The 19,856-nt window shown below is 46.3% G+C and carries 22 protein-coding genes; 15 read left to right on the top strand and 7 right to left on the bottom strand.

Annotated features, from left to right (window positions below):
- Window position 1 precedes the first annotated feature (1 nt).
- From AC15IQ_RS01415 to AC15IQ_RS01350, 14 genes are all read left to right on the top strand, one after another.
- Entirely contained in the window at window positions 2–1,039 is a 1,038-nt protein-coding gene (locus AC15IQ_RS01415; RefSeq protein WP_483176841.1) for an FAD-dependent oxidoreductase, read from the top strand.
- 13 nt (window positions 1,040–1,052) lie between these two features.
- Window positions 1,053–1,652, top strand: a complete 600-nt coding sequence (locus AC15IQ_RS01410; protein ID WP_483176840.1) for a 4Fe-4S dicluster domain-containing protein — start codon at window positions 1,053–1,055, stop codon at window positions 1,650–1,652.
- Complete coding sequence (locus tag AC15IQ_RS01405; protein WP_483176839.1) at window positions 1,649–2,515, top strand: CoB--CoM heterodisulfide reductase iron-sulfur subunit B family protein; 867 nt, start codon at window positions 1,649–1,651, stop codon at window positions 2,513–2,515. Before AC15IQ_RS01410 ends, AC15IQ_RS01405 begins: the two co-directional genes overlap by 4 nt.
- Window positions 2,516–2,721: 206 nt before the next feature.
- Window positions 2,722–3,705: a CoA transferase subunit A gene (locus AC15IQ_RS01400; protein ID WP_483176838.1), complete on the top strand. Its 984-nt coding sequence runs from the start codon at window positions 2,722–2,724 to the stop codon at window positions 3,703–3,705.
- A gap of 4 nt (window positions 3,706–3,709) precedes the next feature.
- Complete coding sequence (locus tag AC15IQ_RS01395) at window positions 3,710–4,504, top strand: CoA-transferase subunit beta (protein ID WP_483176837.1); 795 nt, start codon at window positions 3,710–3,712, stop codon at window positions 4,502–4,504.
- An 84-nt stretch (window positions 4,505–4,588) separates the two neighbouring features.
- Window positions 4,589–5,884, top strand: a complete 1,296-nt coding sequence (locus tag AC15IQ_RS01390) for an MFS transporter (protein WP_483176836.1) — start codon at window positions 4,589–4,591, stop codon at window positions 5,882–5,884.
- Between the two features lie 38 nt (window positions 5,885–5,922).
- Window positions 5,923–6,237, top strand: a complete 315-nt coding sequence (locus tag AC15IQ_RS01385) for a hypothetical protein (protein ID WP_483176835.1) — start codon at window positions 5,923–5,925, stop codon at window positions 6,235–6,237.
- Window positions 6,238–6,243: 6 nt separating this feature from the next.
- Window positions 6,244–6,744 carry a CoA transferase subunit A gene (locus AC15IQ_RS01380; protein WP_483176834.1) on the top strand — a complete coding sequence of 167 codons (501 nt, stop codon included), beginning with the start codon at window positions 6,244–6,246 and terminating at the stop codon, window positions 6,742–6,744.
- Window positions 6,745–6,747: 3 nt separating this feature from the next.
- On the top strand, window positions 6,748–7,485 hold the full coding sequence (locus AC15IQ_RS01375) for a CoA-transferase (protein ID WP_483176833.1): 738 nt from the start codon (window positions 6,748–6,750) through the stop codon (window positions 7,483–7,485).
- A gap of 692 nt (window positions 7,486–8,177) precedes the next feature.
- Window positions 8,178–9,443 carry an ABC transporter substrate-binding protein gene (locus AC15IQ_RS01370; RefSeq protein WP_483176832.1) on the top strand — a complete coding sequence of 422 codons (1,266 nt, stop codon included), beginning with the start codon at window positions 8,178–8,180 and terminating at the stop codon, window positions 9,441–9,443.
- Window positions 9,444–9,535: 92 nt separating this feature from the next.
- Window positions 9,536–10,408 carry a branched-chain amino acid ABC transporter permease gene (locus AC15IQ_RS01365; RefSeq protein ID WP_483176831.1) on the top strand — a complete coding sequence of 291 codons (873 nt, stop codon included), beginning with the start codon at window positions 9,536–9,538 and terminating at the stop codon, window positions 10,406–10,408.
- 5 nt (window positions 10,409–10,413) lie between these two features.
- The gene (locus tag AC15IQ_RS01360; RefSeq protein WP_483176830.1) at window positions 10,414–11,439 is read left to right on the top strand and encodes a branched-chain amino acid ABC transporter permease; all 1,026 of its coding nucleotides are present in this window, start codon (window positions 10,414–10,416) and stop codon (window positions 11,437–11,439) included.
- Window positions 11,417–12,145 (top strand): ABC transporter ATP-binding protein, encoded by a 729-nt coding sequence (locus AC15IQ_RS01355; RefSeq protein WP_483176828.1) that lies wholly within the window; start codon window positions 11,417–11,419, stop codon window positions 12,143–12,145. Before AC15IQ_RS01360 ends, AC15IQ_RS01355 begins: the two co-directional genes overlap by 23 nt.
- Entirely contained in the window at window positions 12,138–12,842 is a 705-nt protein-coding gene (locus tag AC15IQ_RS01350; RefSeq protein WP_483176827.1) for an ABC transporter ATP-binding protein, read from the top strand. The genes AC15IQ_RS01355 and AC15IQ_RS01350 overlap by 8 nt, the downstream gene beginning before the upstream one ends.
- A 101-nt stretch (window positions 12,843–12,943) precedes the next feature.
- Here AC15IQ_RS01350 and mnhG read toward each other — a convergent pair whose 3' ends face one another.
- From mnhG to AC15IQ_RS01315, 7 genes are read right to left on the bottom strand one after another with little or no spacing between them, the layout of a single operon-like run.
- Window positions 12,944–13,309 (bottom strand): monovalent cation/H(+) antiporter subunit G, encoded by a 366-nt coding sequence (gene mnhG / locus AC15IQ_RS01345; RefSeq protein ID WP_483176826.1) that lies wholly within the window; start codon window positions 13,307–13,309, stop codon window positions 12,944–12,946.
- On the bottom strand, window positions 13,287–13,571 hold the full coding sequence (locus AC15IQ_RS01340; RefSeq protein WP_483176824.1) for a Na(+)/H(+) antiporter subunit F1: 285 nt from the start codon (window positions 13,569–13,571) through the stop codon (window positions 13,287–13,289). Before AC15IQ_RS01340 ends, mnhG begins: the two co-directional genes overlap by 23 nt.
- Complete coding sequence (locus tag AC15IQ_RS01335; RefSeq protein ID WP_483177720.1) at window positions 13,568–14,017, bottom strand: Na+/H+ antiporter subunit E; 450 nt, start codon at window positions 14,015–14,017, stop codon at window positions 13,568–13,570. Before AC15IQ_RS01335 ends, AC15IQ_RS01340 begins: the two co-directional genes overlap by 4 nt.
- A gap of 51 nt (window positions 14,018–14,068) precedes the next feature.
- Window positions 14,069–15,556 carry a Na+/H+ antiporter subunit D gene (locus tag AC15IQ_RS01330; protein ID WP_483176823.1) on the bottom strand — a complete coding sequence of 496 codons (1,488 nt, stop codon included), beginning with the start codon at window positions 15,554–15,556 and terminating at the stop codon, window positions 14,069–14,071.
- Complete coding sequence (locus tag AC15IQ_RS01325; RefSeq protein ID WP_483176822.1) at window positions 15,549–15,875, bottom strand: Na(+)/H(+) antiporter subunit C; 327 nt, start codon at window positions 15,873–15,875, stop codon at window positions 15,549–15,551. Before AC15IQ_RS01325 ends, AC15IQ_RS01330 begins: the two co-directional genes overlap by 8 nt.
- 12 nt (window positions 15,876–15,887) lie before the next feature.
- Window positions 15,888–16,313, bottom strand: a complete 426-nt coding sequence (locus AC15IQ_RS01320; RefSeq protein ID WP_483176821.1) for a Na(+)/H(+) antiporter subunit B — start codon at window positions 16,311–16,313, stop codon at window positions 15,888–15,890.
- Entirely contained in the window at window positions 16,300–18,687 is a 2,388-nt protein-coding gene (locus AC15IQ_RS01315; protein WP_483177719.1) for a Na+/H+ antiporter subunit A, read from the bottom strand. The genes AC15IQ_RS01320 and AC15IQ_RS01315 overlap by 14 nt, the downstream gene beginning before the upstream one ends.
- A 167-nt stretch (window positions 18,688–18,854) precedes the next feature.
- Between AC15IQ_RS01315 and AC15IQ_RS01310 the strand changes: the two genes are divergently transcribed.
- Window positions 18,855–19,541 carry an adenine nucleotide alpha hydrolase family protein gene (locus AC15IQ_RS01310; RefSeq protein ID WP_483176820.1) on the top strand — a complete coding sequence of 229 codons (687 nt, stop codon included), beginning with the start codon at window positions 18,855–18,857 and terminating at the stop codon, window positions 19,539–19,541.
- The last annotated feature ends 315 nt before the right edge of the window (window positions 19,542–19,856 follow it).

The following is a 19,856-nucleotide window of genomic DNA, read 5'->3' as shown; positions in this document are numbered from 1 at the left end:
GATGGGAGTTCATAAAGAGCAAACAACACTGGTAATTGGAGGGGGAGCAGCCGGGATCGAGGCGGCTCGCATGCTGGGTCAGGCTGGGTATCCTGTGGTGCTGGTTGAAAAGAGCAACCGTCTGGGCGGAGTCCTCAATCAGTTGGCCAGCAGTTTTCCTCGTTGGGAGGACCCGGTCAAGTTTGTAGAGCCGCGGATAAAGGACCTTGAGCAGAGTGCTTCAGTTAAGGTTTTATTGGAAAGCACCGTCATCGGCTGCCAGAAGACTGAAAATGGTTACCAGGTACAAATTAAAAATATTAACGGAGCAGTTGAAGAGCTTCAGGTAGGTGCAGTAATTATTGCCACCGGATTTGAGATGATGGATTTATCAGGATATGGTGAATACGGCCATGGGGCCTTCCCAAATGTTTACGATTCACTGGAATTTGAAGCCGTATTAAAGGAATGGTCAGCAGGAAAGAAACCGGAAAAACCACCGGTGGTGGCCTTTTTCAAATGTGTAGGTTCAAGAGACCGTTCTAAAGGGTATCCGTATTGCTCCAAGATCTGCTGCATGTATTCCGCCAAGCAGGCCGGTCTGGTCAAAGATCTGCTTCCGGAGGCCAAGAGCTATGTGTTCTACATGGACTACCGGGCTAGCGGGAAAGAGTATGAAGAGTTTGTGCGTTCGGTGATAGAAGATAAACACGTCCGTTATGTGCGGGGGCGCCCGGCCAAGGTTCTGCCGGAAGATGACCGCTTGTTGATACGCTGCGAAGATACCCTGATGGGGGTCCCAATTGAAGTTAGAGCCGATTACATCGTCCTGGCAGCAGCCATACGCCCCAGCCGGGGGACTACCGAGATGGCCGAGATGTTCGGACTGGAAACTGATGCTTACGGGTTTATAGAGCCCGAGCCATTCCAGGCAGTGAAGGTCCAAGAACGCGTATTTCTGGCCGGATCATGCGGCTTTGCGGTGGAGACTCTAGGGGCTCTGCAGCAGGGGGCGGCTGCAGCCGCGCAGGCTATGGCCGTGTTGAATCAGGCCGATTAAGGAGGAAGTGCTGATGAATGCAACAACCTCACCAGTTAACCAGTATTTTAAGGCTCTGCAGCTGGATGAGCAGAGCAATAGCCTGAGCCAGGAGATACTGCAAAATTGCGGTGTGGAAATCGAACGCTGCCTGGAATGCGGCAAATGTTCGGGTGGATGCTCCAATACCCATATATTTGATTATACGCCGCGTAAAATCGTGCAGTTGATCAAGGTTGGCAATGAAGATAGACTGCTGCAAATGGACGCATTGTGGTGCTGTGTGGCCTGCCAGTTGTGCGTGGATCGCTGCCCTTCGGGGATCGACATTCCCCGCATTATAGATTACTTGCGCGAAAGGGCTATTGACCGGGGTATAGTTCCAACCAGGCCAAATGTGAAGCTGTTCCATGAGTTGATGCTGGATCAAGTGCAGAAAATTGGGCGAGTATCCGAACTGTATCTAATTTTAAATTACAATCTTAAGTCTAAACAGTATCTTAATAATGCTGAACTGGGACCGCAGATGTTTTTCAAAGGAAAACTCAACCCGATTCCGGCCCGGGTCAAAAGGATGGATAAAGTCAAAAGGCTGTTCAGACCGAAGCCTGGCCAAAAGGGGGTAGCAGAATGAATGTAGCATATTTTCCGGGGTGTTCACTGCATTCCATGTCAAAAGAATATGATATGTCCACCCGTCTGGTATGCAAACATCTGAATATTAATTTGCAGGAAATTGAGGATTGGAATTGCTGTGGCGCCACCGCTGCTCACTCCGTTGATCACTCGCTGGCGGTAGGCCTTTCAGCCCGAAACCTCAGCATTGCGGAGGATATGAAAATGGACAAGGTGATGGCAGTATGCGCCGGATGTTTCAGCCGGCTCAAGACGGCTTCGCATGAGATCCGCAATAATCCCCACATGAAGGCCGAAGTAGAACAAATGTTGCAGTCTCCGGCCCCGGTTAAACCAGAGGTAGAGCATCTTTTGCAGCTGCTTGTGGAAGAAACCGGACTGGAAGCCATAGCGCAGCAGGTGGTCAAACCGTTGCGAGGATTGCGTGTGGCTGCGTACTATGGGTGTCTTATAACCCGTCCGCAGAAGGTGGTGCAATTCGATGATCCTGAACAGCCGGTATCATTAGACAATCTGTTGAAAGCCTTGGGGGCCGAAACTGTTACCTGGGGACACAAAGCGGAGTGTTGCGGCGGGGGATATGCCGCCTCTGACACTGACATCGTATTGGATCTGGGCGGGCAGGTACTGAAATCTGCCAAGAAAGCCGGAGCAGACGCTATTGTAGTGGCCTGCCCGATGTGTCAGGGTAATCTGGATATGCGGCAAAAAGCCATGGGTCTGGACTTTAGAATGCCTATTATCTATTTTACTCAATTGATGGGCCTGGCTTTTGGGTATAAACCGGGTCAATTGGGTATAAATAAACTATTCAATTCTCCGACAGCTTTACTTAAAAGTAAAGGATTGGTTAAGGAATAAGATTTTCCCAGTATGGTCAACCCAACCTGCAGGGAAATGTATTATGGGGCAGCGGGAAAGACTGCGCTGCCTCATAAATTTACAATTGGAGGTGAAAAAAAGGCCGCCTGCGGGTTACAGTCAGCCAAAAACAAACTCACATTATATTGTACTTTACGTAGAGAACAAAGAAAACAAAAAGACCGCCTGAAAAGGGAGGGATTATATTGAAAAACAAGTTGATCACCATGCAGGAAGCAGTTGCTCAATATACCTGGGACGGTATGACCTTTGCCCACGGTGGCGCATTGCCGGTCGGCTCCGACTGTATTGCCTTTTTCCGTGAAATGGTCCGCCAGGGAGTTAAGAACGTAAACCTGATCTCTAACTGCAATACGCAAGGTTCCAATCTATTAGCAGCAGCCGGTGGTGTGGCCAGGATGGAAGTCGGATTTTCCGGCCTTGAAGTTTATGGCTTTGCCAATGGGCTAAAGAGAGCTGTTGAAAGTGGAAAAACCATTCTTGAAGACTATTCTAACGGTGGTATACCTAATCGCCTGTTTGGTGGCGCCATGGGATGGCCATTCGTTCCTACCTTTGTAAGCTGGGGTTCAGACCAAGCCTGGGCTTCCGCAGATGAACCTGACACCTATCCAAATGATAAGAAAATTCCCGCTATTAAAGATCCTTTTACCGGAGTCACCATGGGTGCTATGAAGTCCCTGAATCCGGAGGTCGCCTGTATCCATGTCACCATGGCCGATATCTACGGGAATTGCATTATGCTTGGCACCGAATGGAGCCGTTTCGAACTTTCCCGCGCTGCCAAAAAGGTCGTAATCCAGGCCGATTATATCGTGGATACCGACTGCATGCGGCAATTCCCCAACCTGGTTCGCATCCCCGATCTGGTCGTTGACGCTGTGGTTTATTGGCCTATGGGCGTTTGGCCGGCTTGTTCCACAGGTGTCTATGACAGCGACGAAGAGCATATGTTCTATATGAACAAGCTTCTCAAGACCGAGGAAGGCACCGTCGAATACATCGACAAATATGTCAAATCCTACAGCACTCCCGAAGAATTCCTGGATGTTATTGGTAAAGAAAAGGTTGATCAGCTATGCAAGTCCGCCACCAATTTCCTGGTGGATCCTTATCGCAAATGGATCAAGAGTGACGCTGAAATCAAGGAATTGATGGGAGGGAGGTAATAACATGGATTATTCAAAAAATGAAATGATGGCTATTGCCACCGGACGTGAATTTAGTGACGGAGAATTGGCAATATTCGGAGTGGGTCTCTCCATGCTGGCTGGTTTCTTTGCACAGAGAAACCACGCTCCCAACATGATAGCCTTTACCGAAGGCGGTGTTTATGGATCGACCCCGGTCGGCGGCTTGCCCTGGGGTATTGAAGACAACCGCATTTCAGCTAATGCCACCAGTTTTACTAATGCCATTGATGCCTTGGGTATGCTGGTTGCCTCCGGAAGAGTTGACAATGCCGTTATAGGAGCGGCTCAAATAGACAAATTCGGCAACGTTAATACTACGGGGATATGGACAGAAGGGACTCAGCCATGGAAAGTAGGTAAATACACTCTGCCCAAAGTCCGTTTGAATGGCAGCGGCGGAGCCAATGAGATCGCGGTCGGAGCCAAAAAGTATATCATTATGGCAGCACACGAAAAGAAACGCTTTGCTGAAAAGGTTGACTACATTTCTTCCCCGGGCTATATCAACGGCGGTGATGACAGGAAAAAGTACGGTTTTCCGGGAGGCGGACCCAGTGCAATCGTAACCAATCTGGGAATATTGCGACCCGATCCGGTAACCAAAGAGTTCTATCTGGACAGCTATTTCGTATTCTCCTCAGTTGAAGAGATTATCGAAAACACCGGCTGGGACCTGAAAGTATCACCAAATGTCAAGATGATCCCTGAACCAACTGAAAAAGAGCTGGAAAATTTGAGGGCTGTGGACGAAACCGGTTCACTGCGCAAGAAATAAGTTGCATCCCGGGCCATACGGGGGGCGGCGCTATCTGCCTCACCCCCGGAAAGGCTGGGAAATAAATCAGAGAGGAGACCTTGAATGGATAACAGCAATCTCTCACCCCAAGCAGTCCAGAAAACCATGTCCTATCGCTATGTTATATTCCTGGTGATAGCCCTCGCCTACTTCTTTGTTTATTTCCACCGGGTGTCGCCTTCCGTTATGGCTCCGGAATTAACCACCGCTTTTAATATCGGTGCCTCCAGCCTGGGACTGTTTGGCTCCATGTACTTCTGGGCCTACGCTCTAGGCCAGCTGCCGGCCGGCATCCTGGCTGACCGTATTGGCATCAGGGGTACCTTGGCGATATTTATGGCAGTGGCTGGTGCAGGTGCGCTTTTGTTCGCCGCTGCTGGATCTTTCAACATGGCGCTGGCAGGGCGTTTTCTGGTAGGTTTCGGCGTAGGCTTTGTCTATGTTCCGGCAATGCGATTTTTGGCAGACTGGTTTAAATCCACCGAGTTTGCTACTTACTCCGGCATTCTCCTGGCAGTGGGCAATGTGGGCGCACTGGCCGCTGCAGCCCCTTTAGTGGCGCTGATGGCAGGGATCGGCTGGAGAGCCTCCATGACTTCAGTAGGTGTGGTTTCCATAGCGGTCGCGGTCTTGGCCTATCTGATTATTCGCAATAAGCCTGGTGAAGTGGGCGGAGCCACCCCGGCGCAGATTGAAGGACGCCCGGAGCCGAAGGCATCTTCTACCTATTCAATCGGCCAGGCTATCGGAATGTCTGCCTCAAGTTGGAATGTATGGACCATAATTATTGCTTTCTTCATCTGGTATGGCACCATTATGGCCTTCCAGGGCTTGTGGGCCAGCCCCTGGTTGATCAATGTCTATGGTCTGACTAAATCCGAAGCAGGCAGCATTATAAGCCTGGTGGCCTTGGGAATGGTTTTTGGATGCCCCTTATCAGGCATAATCGCTGACAAGGTGCTCAAATCCAAGTGGAAGGTCGTAGTTTTGGGGCTGATTTGTTCCATTCTGGTGTGGCTTCCCATGGTATTTATGGTCGATTCTCTTTCCAAAGGCACCATCAGCGTGTTGATGTTCCTTTATGGTTTCTTTAACGGCTGGTTTGTGGTAATGTATGGCAACCTTAAAGAAAATGTTGAACCTGCAGTACAAGGTACCGCAACAGGGTTCTTAAACACTTTCGTTTTTGTTGGCGGGGCAACCTTCCAACAGATTACTTCCATAATCATTGCGAAGGCACCGGTAGTAAACAAGATCATAGCTTCTTCAGGATTCAGATCAGCTTTTATGTTCTGCCTGATCGCTCTGGTTGTGGCTGTGGCGGTTATGTTTACGCAGAAAAGACCCCAGAAAGCCTAGCTAATCGTTAAAAATCTATTTCTAAGGAGGGAAATCAATTGTATGACAAAACTATGTCACTTAGTCAGGCCGCTGATCTGATTAAGGATGGTATGTTACTAGCCATAGGCGGCAACGGTATGCACCGTACGCCATCCATATTTTCCTTGGCTTTGACCAAGAAACCTGTTAAAGAACTTAAGGTTTGTGGAGCTGCCCCGGGTCTGGCTTCGGACATTCTATTCGCTAGCTTTCAGGCTGACACAGCATACTTCGGGTTTTTTGGACTGGAAAACGAAGCTGGATTAGCCCCTGGAATGCGCAAGTCTATGGAAGGTGATAATCCCAAAGCCAAGGCCATTGAAGGCTCTTGAACGGCCATGATTCACGCTCTCCGTGCGGGAGCTTATGGTGTTCCATTCCTTCCAGTAGGTGGTATGTGGGGAAGTGATCTGGTGGCCAAACGTCCTGAATTCTTCCAGGTCGTCAAGAGCCCCTTCGATGGCACTGAAGTGGTATGCGTCAAGGCCTTGGTGCCTGATTATGCTATCATCCACGTTCAGGAAGCCGATATTTATGGCAACTGCCGCATACTCGGCCCCAGTTATCAAGATGCGCTGATGGCCAGAGCGGCTAAGAAGACCATTGTCACCACTGAGCGCATTGTGGGAACTTACCGTATGAAAGAAGAACCTAAATTGACAGCGGTTCCTCACTTCCTGGTAGAAGCAGTAGTGGAACTGCCTGGAGGGGCCAAGCCGGGTATATGCTACCCCGAATACCAGGCTGTGGAATGGCCTAAACACAAGGCCTACCAGAAGGCTGTAAAAGAGGGTCAAGTCCCGCAATATGCTGATTCGATGCTGGAAGGGAGGCTTTAAGCAATGGAATATGGAAAACCTGAAATGATGGCTGTTGCCATCATGAGAGCAATATCCGATGGTGATATCGTATTTCACGGCCTGGCTTCCTCAACCCCCATGGTGGCCATGAAAGCCGCCAAGGCCATGGGTAAAACCTTCACCTATCTCACCTTGTCCGATGGAGTAGACCATGACTATCTCAAACCGCCCACGGTAGCATCAACCTTGACCGCTAACACCTATGAGGGTTCAGTAGCCACATTCGGTTTGGATGAAATCTTTGACCTTTATTCCTCCGGCAAAGGTGACATCGCCTTCCTATCCTGCTTACAGATGGATAAAAGCGGGCGTATCGCCATGTCTTATCTGGGTGGAACCTACGACAACCCCAAACTGAGAGGACCGGGAGGGGCCGGAAGCGCTACCCTGACTCCGGTGACTAAGAAGACCATCATCTGGAAGCCACAGCATGATAAACGCACATTTGTGGAACATGTTGAATTCGCCACCACCTCACCGGATGTGAACAAGGAGTTCACGGTAATAACCACCCTGTGCATCTTCAAGAAGCCAGCAGGTGAGAAATATTTGAAGGTTCACACTATTTTCCCGTACACCACACTCGAAGAGGTCAAAGAAAACACCGGGTGGCAAATAGATGAGACAAACGTACCGGTAATGGATCCACCTACCGAAGAAGAACTGAGAGCTCTGAAACTGGTTGATCCCAATAATATATTGGGGTTCGAATTCAAGTAATAAATAGCTCTGCAAAAGGCTGGTCAAATGACCAGCCTTTTTTAATTGTTTGTCAGTTAATATGCAATTGCTAGCTGGTGAGTATAACTTAAATTACTTCAATTTTGATAAAAAGATAACGGGTTTATGGCCGATTCCTAGAGGATTAGGTGATTTTCGTACCCTGAAGATGTGCGGCAAATCATTTATTTAGACAAACCTTATTTGGTTTACAAAATACAGAAAAGCCATAAAAATCCGTTTAAATTAATAACTGACCCAAAAACGGTTCAAAACTCAAATGGTGAACACAAAATGAATCACTCGCCTATAAATCCGTAATTATGGGAATAAAGTCGGTTAAAACATGATTTATATGAACCAAAAATGGGTCAATGTAGTTAGATAATTGTTATTATAATCACAAATATTGCGTAAGAAACCCGTAAGTGTTTAATGGCATATTGCTTGCATTAATACTGTGAATGTATGTGAAGGGTAACAAATTGTAATCGACACAAGTATTGGTAGATGATTCATAGTCCCTTCCAAAAAATGAGTGGATGGGTAAAATGCCATGGATTAATGCTGTTGTCCGCCGGTAGGCCCCTCTGCTTGTCTAATAAGGCAGGTGATTTGCACAAAAGCACAATGTTGTTATGGTCAAGTTCTAACCACAGTATGAATCCTTTAGTTATTAAGGAGGCTTTCAGATGAAAAAAAGAGGTACCAGGTTTATCGGTTTGTTGGTAACAATGGTTATGTTGATTTCTCTGGTTGCAGGCTGCGGCGGCGGAGGCAATAGCGCTGATAAAGCTAAAGAAATTAAGATAGGTACGATACTGCCATTATCCGGTTCAGCCGCCCCTCTGGGAAAAATCGGCCAGCAGGCACGCGATATGGCGATTGAAGAAATTAATGCCGCCGGCGGTATCAAGTCAATTGGCGGTGCCCAGATTAAAATGATCTATGCGGACAGCAAAGGCGATCCGGCTACAGGCGTATCTGAAGCCGAACGTTTAATCACCATGGAGCAGGTAGCACTCTTAACCGGATGTTATCAGAGCGGAGTTGCCATGCCATCCACTGAGGTTGCCGAGCGGTATAAGGTTCCTTATTTTGTTGATGTACCTTCTGAAGATAAAATCACAGAACGCGGCTTTAAATATGTCTTCCGTCTTGCCGAAAAGACTAGTTGGCGTAATCGTGACCAGACCAAATTCATTACCGAGATGGCGAAAACATACGGCACACCAGTAAAAACCGTTGGCCTGATATATGAAAATACTGCCTGGGGCCAGGGTGCAGTCAAGGCCTGGGAAAAATACCTGCCTGAAGCTGGTCTGGAAATCGTTATGAAAGAACCGTATCCGACCAACTCTTCAGACCTTACACCGGTAGTGCTGAAAGCTAAACAGCTCAAACCTGATATCATAATGATGGTTTCTTATGTATCTGACGCAGCCCTTTTAACCAAGACTTTTGCTGAACACCAGGTTAAACCCTTGGCATTTATCGGCACCAGCGGCGGTTTTGCCGATCCTACCTACTACGACCTGGCCGGTAATGCCAGTGAGTACTATTTCGATATTTCAACCTGGGAACCCGATGTCAACCGTCCCTCATCCCAAGATGTTAATAATAAGTTCAAAGAAAAATATGGCTATGCCATGAATGCTGAGGCGGTAAAAGCCTATGTAGGCATGTATATAATAGCAGATGCTTTGGAAAGAGCCGCTTCCGCTGAACCCGAAAAGATTCGGGAAGCTCTGGCAGCGACGGATATTAACCAAGGCGTGACCCAGATGTATGCGGCCCAAACTAAATTTGACGAAACCGGTCAAATGATAAATGCCCCCATAGTAATTTGCCAGTATCAGAAGGTCGATGGCAAAATGGAACGTATTACTGTTTGGCCGCAAGAAGAGGCTCGAGTTGGCTCCCATATAGTATGGCCATACCCGGGTGCAGGCAAGTAATTCTACCCTGAGATGGGCGGGAGATTAACCGCACCCTGGTCAATCTCCCCCCTCCTCCCGATTGGAAAGGGGTGTAAACCTAAGTGGGATTTATGTCAGTTGTCGCCAACGGTCTTAGTATGGGAGCTATATATGGCCTTATTGCACTGGGCCTGACCCTGATATTTGGTATCATGAAAATTATTAATTTTGCCCAGGGCGCTTTGTTGATGTTGTCCATGATGATTTCATACTGGTTGTGGAAACTAACCGGACTAAACCCTTTAATCCTGATCCTTATTGTTGGGCCAATCATGTTTGTAGTGGGTTACCTGTGTCAACGTTTTCTAGTCAGGCCTGTGCTTGATTCAGAAAAGAATGTGCGCGAACCGGTTAGTGTATTGCTCTTGACCGCAGCACTGGCTATAGTTTTGGAAAATTTAGCCTTGATGATTTTTGGTGCCGATTATGTTATGGCCAAAACTAGCTTTTCTGAGCAAACCATCGCTCTGGGGGCGGTCACGGTAAGTGCGGCACGTTTTTATGGATTGATTATCGCTTTAGTTGTCGCCGGGGTATTTTGGCTATTTTTGCAAAGAACTCAAACTGGCCGCAATATCCGGGCTACCGGCCAGGACCGCAATGCAGCCGCCTTGATGGGCATAAATGTACCCAATACGTTTGCCATTGCCTTCGGACTGGGGACGGCATTGCTGGCGGTTGCTGCTGTAGCCTTAATTCCCTTCTATTATGTGCATCCCTCGGTAGGACAGGTTTTTATGACCAAAGCTTTTATCGTGGTAGTTCTAGGCGGATTGGGAAGTGTACCGGGTGCCATTCTAGGCGGCATTTTAATTGGTTTGATCGAGTCCATCGGAGCCCAGTATATGACTGCCACTCTGACTGTGGTTCTGGTATACGCCGTCTTCCTCATGGTGCTTTTTGTCAAGCCCTCAGGAATGTTTGGCTCCCGTTATGATTGGTAGGTGAGATGGTGAAGTTCGATAAAAAATTATTATTATTAATTGGTCTGGTGGTAATCCTGCTTCTGGTTCCGATGATGGTTACCAGGCCGTATTTTCTCCATGTTATTATCATGTGTCTGTTGTGGGCATATCTGGCTTCAAGTTGGAACATTATTGGCGGTTTTGCCGGGCAGTTGTCATTGGGACACGGGATATACACCGCCACCGGCGCTTATGTGACTATGATGCTGTTTAATACTTTCGGTATTTCACCCTGGTTAGGTTTATTCGTCGGCGGGGCGGCCGCGGTATTAATCAGTGTGCTGATCGGGTTTCCAACTTTCGGCCTGCGCGGCGCTTATTACGCTCTTGCCACGGTAGCCATTTCCGAAGGAATCGTGGTTATTATTAACAGCACTCATGAACTGGGGCCATTCTCGGTTGGCGGCGCTGAAGGGCTGATCGTGAAAATGGTGGGTGATTCAGCGGCAGCCTTGCAGTTTAGCTCTAAAATTCCCTATTATTATTTAATTCTGTTCATGTTGTTTTTGGTCATTGCCGTATCGTACTGGATAAAAACCTCCAAGCTGGGTTACTGTCTGATCGCTCTGAAAGAAGATGAGGACGCGGCAGCAGCCATGGGAATCAACGTGCGCAACAACAAATTGATTGCCGCTATGATCAGCGCCTTTATGACTGCATTAGGCGGGGTGTTCTATGCTGTATTGATCCGCTATCTGGAACCAAACGCCATTGCCGGCGGCAGCATGTCAACGCAGATGGTGTTCCTGAGTATTGTAGGCGGTTCAGGCACCATATTAGGTCCAGTCATTGGCGGGATTTTGCTTTCACTAATAAGTGAGGTAATACGGTTTTATCTCGGCGGTCAATTGATGGGCTTGCATCTATTCATTTATGGAGTAATCGTTTTGCTGGTTATCATGTATCAGCCCAGGGGAATAGTGGCCCTGCTGGGACAGATAGTGCAGCGCTTTTCTGGCCCTAAAACCGTAGAAGGAGGTGTAAGCGGTGTCAAAGATTCTGGAGCTTAAAGATTTAACCATCAAATTTGGCGGCCTCACAGCAGTTAATCATCTCAATATGCATCTTGAGGAAGGCGAAGCCCTCGGTTTGATCGGCCCCAACGGAGCTGGTAAGACTACCGCTTTTAACCTCATTGTCGGGGTTTATCAACCGACTTCTGGGAAAGTCTTATTCAATAGTGAGGATATTACTGGCCTGAAGCCCTATCAGGTATGCCACAAAGGAATAGGGCGAACCTTCCAGGTGGTTAAACCTTTCGGCAACATGACCGTAGAGCAGAATATTATGGTTGGCGCCTTTGCTAAAACCTCCAGCCCTCGGGGGGCTAGACAGATTGCTTCCAATATTATGGAAAAGGTGGGATTACAAGCCAAGAAAAACGTTTTGGCACACAACCTAACCATTCCAGAACGAAAAAGACTGGAGATGGCCAAAGCCCTGGCGACCAATCCCCAATTGCTGCTTCTAGATGAGGTTTTGGCAGGACTAAATCCTACAGAACTCGAAGAGGCGATTAAACTAATCAAATCTATCAATGAAGATGGGATCACCATAATGATGATCGAACATGTTTTACAGGCCACCATGGCAATTTGCAGCCGTATTGTGGTCTTGGATTACGGCAGGAAGATAGCCGAGGGAAGCCCTCAGGAGGTTACCAGCAATCCTGAGGTAATTAAAGCATATTTGGGTGATGAATATGACAATGATTAGCATAAAACAATTAAATTCCGGTTATGGTGATGTAACGGTTCTAAAAGATATTTCCTTAAACATTGAAGAAGGGGAAGTAATAAGCATAGTCGGTGCCAATGGTGCAGGCAAGACCACCCTCCTCAATACTATCTCCGGGATAATCACTCCTAATAACGGTGAAATATGGCTTGATGGTTATAGAATCGACCATCTTCCACCTCATAAGATCACTGCATTGGGTATTGTTCAGGTTCCAGAGGGCAGGAGGCTGTTCCCACTGATGACAGTTTATGAAAACCTCCTGATCGGGGCTTCCTTGCCCCGCTCTCGCAGCAAGGTCAAAGAGAACCTGGAATATGTTTTTGAACTGCTGCCCCGGCTGGCAGAACGTAAGGATCAGATCGGCCGCACCATGAGTGGAGGCGAACAGCAAATGGTAGCCATAGGAAGAGCCTTGATGGCAATGCCACGTCTCTTGATGCTGGATGAGCCGTCCATGGGATTATCTCCCCTGCTGGCAGGAACCGTATTTGAGACCATCAGGAAAATAAGTGAGCAAAATATTACAGTTCTCTTGGTGGAACAAAATGTCAAGAAAGCGCTTGGCCTAAGCAAACGGGGATATGTGCTGGAGAACGGCTTTATTACAATGGATGGTCCTTCAACTGAACTACTCAACAACCCTCACATTAAAAAGGCCTACCTGGGATTATAGGGCTTTTAATGGACAAATGATTACCCTACACAACATATTCCTTTGGGCTACTCCCCCCTGGCCTAAAGGAATATGTTTTTTGTCAGCATGTTGGTATTGCCTTATGACTTACAGGTATACTCTTCTATTAACGCTTCTAAATCATCTTGCACGCTTTCTGGGGCCAGTTCTACATGACAACGATATGCAGACCGGCAGATAACATGGCTAGACACAGGAGCGGTTAGAAAGACAAAGAAAATCCCCAAAAACAATTTAATACTAAAATATCCCTCTACCATTACAAAAAAAAGGAAAGTCCCCAGAAGAACAAATAGCACACTTAAAGTAGAACTTTTCGAAAGGGCATGGGCGCGGTTGTAAATATCCGGCAAGCGGATGAAGCCAATGGAACTGATAAAGCCGAATATTGTCCCAACCAACACAATGATCGCAATACCCAATTCAATCAGATTGGTTTCGCTCAAAGACAGCACCCCTCTCAAGAAATCTTGCCAAAGCGATAGTACCAACGAAAGAAAGAATGCCAATCAGGAGTATTATTTCAAAAAATGCCCTGCTTTTAAGCAAAATGGAAAATATCGCTACCCCTGAAATCAGATAAATTCCCAAGGCATCCAATGCCATAACCCGCTCAGAAGCGGTGGGCCCCTTTATCAACCGGTAAATTGTTGCCAATATGGAGAATGTCAAAAAACTTAAGGAAAAAAACAATATCCACGGTATCATGGCCTGGTCACCTTCTTAATCGCTCTTTCGAATCTGATTTGTGACCGGCGAACACCATCACTCAGTTCGGGAATATCCATGGCATGAACGTATAAAACCTTATTGTCAGGGGAAATCTCTATTACCACCGAACCCGGGGTTAAAGTAAGCAGTAAGGCCAGTAAGGTCACCTCCACATCCCCTTGTAAACTGGTATCCAAAGACAGTATTCCAGGTTTGATGTTGATCTTGGGCTGTAAAATCTTACCTATAACCACCATACTGGACGTAAATAGTTCAGCAATAAAGAGCAAGAATAGCTTTAACACATCCAGTAGAGTAAACAGATAATACTTACTGCTGATAAAGCGTTGCAAACCGAATAAAATCAATAAGCCGATCAAATAACCGCTGGTGAAACTCAAAACACTCCAATTGTCCTGAAAAAACATCCATAAAACGCCGATTAATATATTTATTAATACTTGCAGAGAAATTGGTAAGTCACCTTCTTTCCCTTACTTTCCATTTTGGGCCAAAACTGCATCTGTATAGAGGTTCGGATTCAGCAACCCTTCTACGGCCAAATCCACATACTCGTGAATGCCTTCTGCTCCTAAGCCAAGAGCTATGGTTAAAGCTGTCAAGACGACAATTGGCGGCAGCAATCCTTGAGTTGTTCCCTTTTCCGTCTCTTCGGTAAGATTGGTATGTCCCCAAAATACATTCATAAATATCTTCATAACCGAATACAGCACCATGAGACTAGTAAACAGACCGATTCCGCCCAGCCAATAGTATGCGCTTTGAAAAACCCCGGTGGTGATGAAGACCTTGCCGATAAAGCCGCTTAATGGGGGTATACCCGACACCGACAGGGCGGCAATAAAGAACATCCAGCCCAATTGGGGATGCAGGCGGATCAAGCCGCTCACCTCCCTGATTTTGGCCGTACCGGTCAGATGTATTACCGTGCCCCCCGAAAGAAAGAGTAAAGCCTTTACAATCATATCATGAAGCAAATAATAGACCATTCCCCTCATGCCCACCAATGAAAAAGAAGCAAAACCAGCTAAAATGAATCCAATTGATATCACCACATTATAGGTGATGATCTTCTTTATATCATCATAGGCCACAGCACCCATGGCCCCCAACACCATGGATGCTGCAGCCAAAGCCCCGATGAAGAGATGCGTTGCTCCAAGGTCATGATAAAAAACCAAGGAAAACAGGCGGACAATGGCATAGACTCCTACCTTGGTCAGTAAGGCGGCAAATATGGCTGCTATTGCGGTAGGAGGGGCACTGTAAGAGCCAGGCAGCCAATAGAAAAGAAACAAGGCCGCTTTTAAACTGAAAACGGTTAGAAACAACAAGGCCACCACGGTCATCAAACCGCCTTGTCCTGATTGCGCAACCCGAATAGACAGGTGAGCCAGGTTTAGGGTTCCGGTGATGGCATATAAGTAAGCCAACGCTACCAGGAATAGAAAAGAAGAGATCATATTGATCAAAACATATTTAATAGACTCTCTTAGCTGGATCTTGGTTCCCCCCAGGGAAATCAATACATAAGAGGCTACCAGCATGACTTCGAAACATACAAACAGGTTAAAAATATCACCGGTCAAAAAAGAGCCATTTACCCCGGCAATCAGGAACAAACATAGGGGATAAAAGTAGTGTCTTTCTCTCCCCATCCCAATAGATGAACAAGCATACCACAAGCAACAGAAAGCTATCAGGGCTGTTACCAAAACCAGCAGAACGGCAAACATGTCTGCAACCAGGGTAATGCCCAACGGTGCTTCCCATCCGCCTAAATTGAGGATTTGCATCCCTCCGGTTCTGATCTGCTCCAGTAATAAAACTGCTGCCAACCCAATTAGGACTGTGGCGAGCAGGCTTAAGAACCTATGCAGGCCAAGGCTGTTTCTGCAAACCACCAAGACCAGTCCAATAATAATAGGAATAATAATGGGGCCTATGATTAAGTTATTCATCCTCAAGCCCTCTTAATTGTTCGACGTTATCGGTTCCGACTACTGCATAGGCACGATAACTCAATACCAGAAGAAGTGCCGTGGTGGCAAAATTGATAACAATCGCGGTTAATATCAGGGCCTGTGGCAGAGGATCGGTAAAATACTGCGTATTTAAACCGATTATAGGTGGACCGCCTTTTTTTAATCCGCCCATGGTTAAAATCAGCAGATTTACCCCGTGGCCAATAATCGATGTCCCTAAGATAATCCGCAACAACGTTTTCGATAAGATCAAATAAGTCCCAATGGCGAATAAAATCCCCACCACTATTGACATTAAGGTCTCCATTTAATGATCATCACCTATGCTCATAATAATTGTCAAAGCTGTTCCTATGACAGCTAGGGCAACTCCTACATCGAATAAAACCGCAGTGGCCAGCATTGTGTCCCCCAAAAGCGGTAGATCCACAGGCCCGCTGGTTTGGTTCAAAAAGGGTTTCCCGGCCATCATTCCTCCCACCCCGGTAAGAACAGATATCAACACCCCAATTGCAGCCACAGCTTTAAAATCCACAGAGATATTCTTCCTGATGGTGTCAATGCCATAAACCAGGAAGAGTAGAGTAATAGCTGCCGTAAAAGCCAGCCCTCCAATAAACCCTCCCCCGGGATAATGATGTCCGGAAATAAAGAGATGGATAGAAAAGGTGAGTATAATCACCACCGCTACTTTGGTAACGGTTCGCAGAATGACATCATTAGGCCGCTTCATCCTCTTTCCCCCCTGCCCAGCGAAGTTTTATCAGTGTATATACCCCTAGCCCGGCCAGGGTAAGCACCAGGATTTCAAGCATGGTGTCAAATCCCCGAAAATCAACCAGGATGGCATTTACAATATTTTTGGCTCCAGCCAGCACATAAGCGTTTTCATAATAGCTGGAAATTGGTGCAAATGATCGCAGGCCATTGGCCGAAAGAGCCACAACGGCCATAATCATACCGACCCCTACCGAGACTACAGCATTTACTGCCTTAGAGCCTATGGGAATGCTCTCCTTACGCAGTTGCGGCAAATGGTAAAAACACAGCAAGAATAATACCGTGGTTACAGTTTCCACCACCAACTGAGTAAGGGCCAAATCAGGTGCTCGAAAGAGGACAAAAAAGAAAACCACCAGAAACCCCAAAGCCCCTACAGCAATGACTGCCGTCAGCCTTGCCCCGGCCAACAGAACGGTTACGGCAGTAGCGATCATTCCCAACAGCAAGGCCAGTTCATAAAAGCTGACCACTGCATCCTGGGATGAGTCAAATGATATGCCTTTCAATAGCAGCATAGCGGCTCCCATAACCAGGATAATAAATGTCAGTATATAAAGCAGATAATGCCTTACCGAGCCGGTCATAAAGCCTTTGGTTATGGCCAGAGAACCCCCTTCCAGCTTTTCCATAAACAATTCATATAGACTATTCAAGGTCAAACCCATCGGATAGTAATTATAGATCCGCAACCATTGGCTCATTGTTATGTACAACAATATTCCAGCCGCTATTACTCCCAGGGTCATTAATAATTCGGTACTAAAACCATGCCAGGCCTTGACTTCAATATGCATAGAGCCGGACAATGTGGGCAGAACCGCCTCCCCAGCAGGAATAAGCAAATATTGGGAAAAAACCTGGTGGTAGAAAAAGATCCCTATGACCAGAGCTGCCAGTATAAACGGGGAAATCAACATGCCCATCGAAGCTTCACGGGGTTTCTTTTTCAATTTATGACCTCTTGCTCTGCCCATAAAGGTCTTGAGCAGGATGGTCAGGCAATAAACAAAAGTTAACACACTCGCAAACCAGGCCAGAAATGCCAATATAGTACCCCAATAGGGCATATTAAAAATGGGCATTTGGGCTGCGTTTAACAGTGCTGCAAAAAATAACTCCTTGCTTAAAAATCCATTAAAAGGGGGGAAGCCTGCCATTGCCAGGCTTCCGGCCAGGGTCAGTAGAAAAGAAATGGGCATTAAGTGGAACAAGCCCCCTAATCTCTTAATATCTCGAGTCCCGAGTTCATAGTCTATAATGCCCACCACCATAAACAAACAACCTTTGAATGTAGAATGGTTCAACATGTGAAAAATGGCGGCAAAGGTGGCTATAGCATATATGGCTCCTTCCTGTATGGAGTCAAAATACAAGGCCGCAGATCCCAACCCCAATAAGGTCATAATCAGCCCCAATTGGCTGATGGTGGAGTAAGCCAATAGGGTTTTTAAATCGGTCTGTTTTACTGCGCTGATGGAGCCATATAACAGTGTGATCAGACCGGCACCAGATACAAGCCAGAACCATTCCGAAGTGCCGCCAAAAATGATAGTGAAGCGAGCCACCAAATAGATTCCTGCTTTAACCATGGTGGCCGAATGTAGGTAAGCACTTACCGGAGTAGGTGCTTCCATAGCAGCTGGCAGCCAGATGCTGAAAGGGAATTGAGCTGATTTTGTAAAGGCCCCAATCAGAATCAGGATCATGGCCGGAATAAATAAGGAATGGGACCGGATCATCTCGGCCTGGCTCATCATTGCGCCAATGCTATAGGTATCTGTAATGATATGAAGCAGGAGGAAACCGGCCAGCATCGATAATCCCCCGAAAATTGTAATCAGCAGTGACTTCCCGGCAGCAGCTCTTGAATTCTGCCGTTCAAACCAAAAGGCTATCAATAAAAAAGAAGAAATGCTGGTCAGCTCCCAGAAAAGGTATAAAACCAATATATTATCAACAAAAACCAGGCCCAGCATGGATCCCATAAATAAGAGCAGATAGATATAGAAATTGTCCAGAGCTTCCTTATGCCTGGACATATAATAGATGGAATACAATACGACCAAAAAGCCCATCCCTGCGATGATTAGGCCAAAGATAAAGGATAGTCCGTCGATATTGACAGTTAAGTTAATACCATAGGAGGGAATCCAGGGAAGGGTCAGATTGAAGGTCTTTCTAAAAGCAATCATACGTACATAAGACAGAAGATGGCAAAAAATCGTTAACGGAACCAGAAGGATGAACCAGCCTGTGTGAATGCGAGAGTTAAATCTCTTATATAACAAAGGGACTAGAAGAGCAGATAAAAATGGTGTAGACATTATGGGATAGAACCAGGACATTGATCCTCCCTCCTTACTGATGGTTATTAAGGGACTGCTAAGAGATAAATTAGATTGACTGTTGATGTGCCATGAGTTATAGTCATTGTTAACTCAATTGTCTTTGGGTTTAGACGGACTTTACAGCGATTCCGAGGTAGATGTAAATGCTGAAGAAGAAAAAAAACCGCATGGACGAAAGCATCCTCGTTTGTGTCTATTATGGACCCAATGGTGAACGGCTCATACGGCGGGGCTGTGCAATTGCCAAAATATTTGATTGCCCGCTCTATATTCTGACTGTAGATCCCAAACCTTTTGACGAATTGGATGCCGAAAAGTCCAATTATATCTCCAAGTGGAAACAGTTGGCGGCTGAGATGAATGCTGATGGTTTTATCCTGAAGGATAATGATAGACGGCCCACCTATAAAGTGATTGCCGAGACTGCACGGCAAAGAAACATAACTCAAATAATTATAGGCCAGACCGCCCAAAGCCGCTGGGAACAAATGACCAAAGAATCGATTGTAAATTTATTATTACGCGAAATACCCTTTGTAGACTTGCACATCATATCAGTAGCCCGTTATCTCAAAGATCCTCATCTAAATTACGAAAAAGGCATACGCTCTTATTTGATAAAGGAAGACGATCACTTTCGTCTGGTTTTCAAATGCTCAAAAGATGCGGTCTGTGAAGGCATCTTTTTTAAAGAAATCGGTACCGATTTTAATAATGGCATCTATAAATTCATGAAAGATAATGAAACCTTACAGGTAGAGGTAATAGAGGATATTGTCAAAGATTTTACCTGCGTGGAACTCGATACTGACCAGGATGAAGATGTTTAACCTATTGGCTTAGTAGATATCTTCACTGCGGACAGTCACTTTTCTTAATTAGGTGTCATGTTTATCATCGTTGATGGCCTGGTAATCTTCTTTTTAGCTTGAAAAGATAGTCCCTTTCCGTTACGGGAAAGGGACAACACTTCTGATCCCATTTGTGTTTTACTAAAGTACAATTCCTCTGTTACCCGTAATTAACCTTATTAATAACCCTTCATGTTTATTATTCCCAACATCAGTGACTTTGGATGATCTGCTTTTAGTTAATTTATTAATATAATGGAACAAAATAAACCAAACTCTTATGGGATTGCCTCT

This window comes from Syntrophomonas sp. DTU019, assembly GCA_913757435.1.
In the GTDB taxonomy this organism is placed as follows: Bacteria; Bacillota; Syntrophomonadia; order Syntrophomonadales; family Syntrophomonadaceae; genus DTU019.
This window is presented reverse-complemented; position numbering and strand designations above follow the sequence as displayed.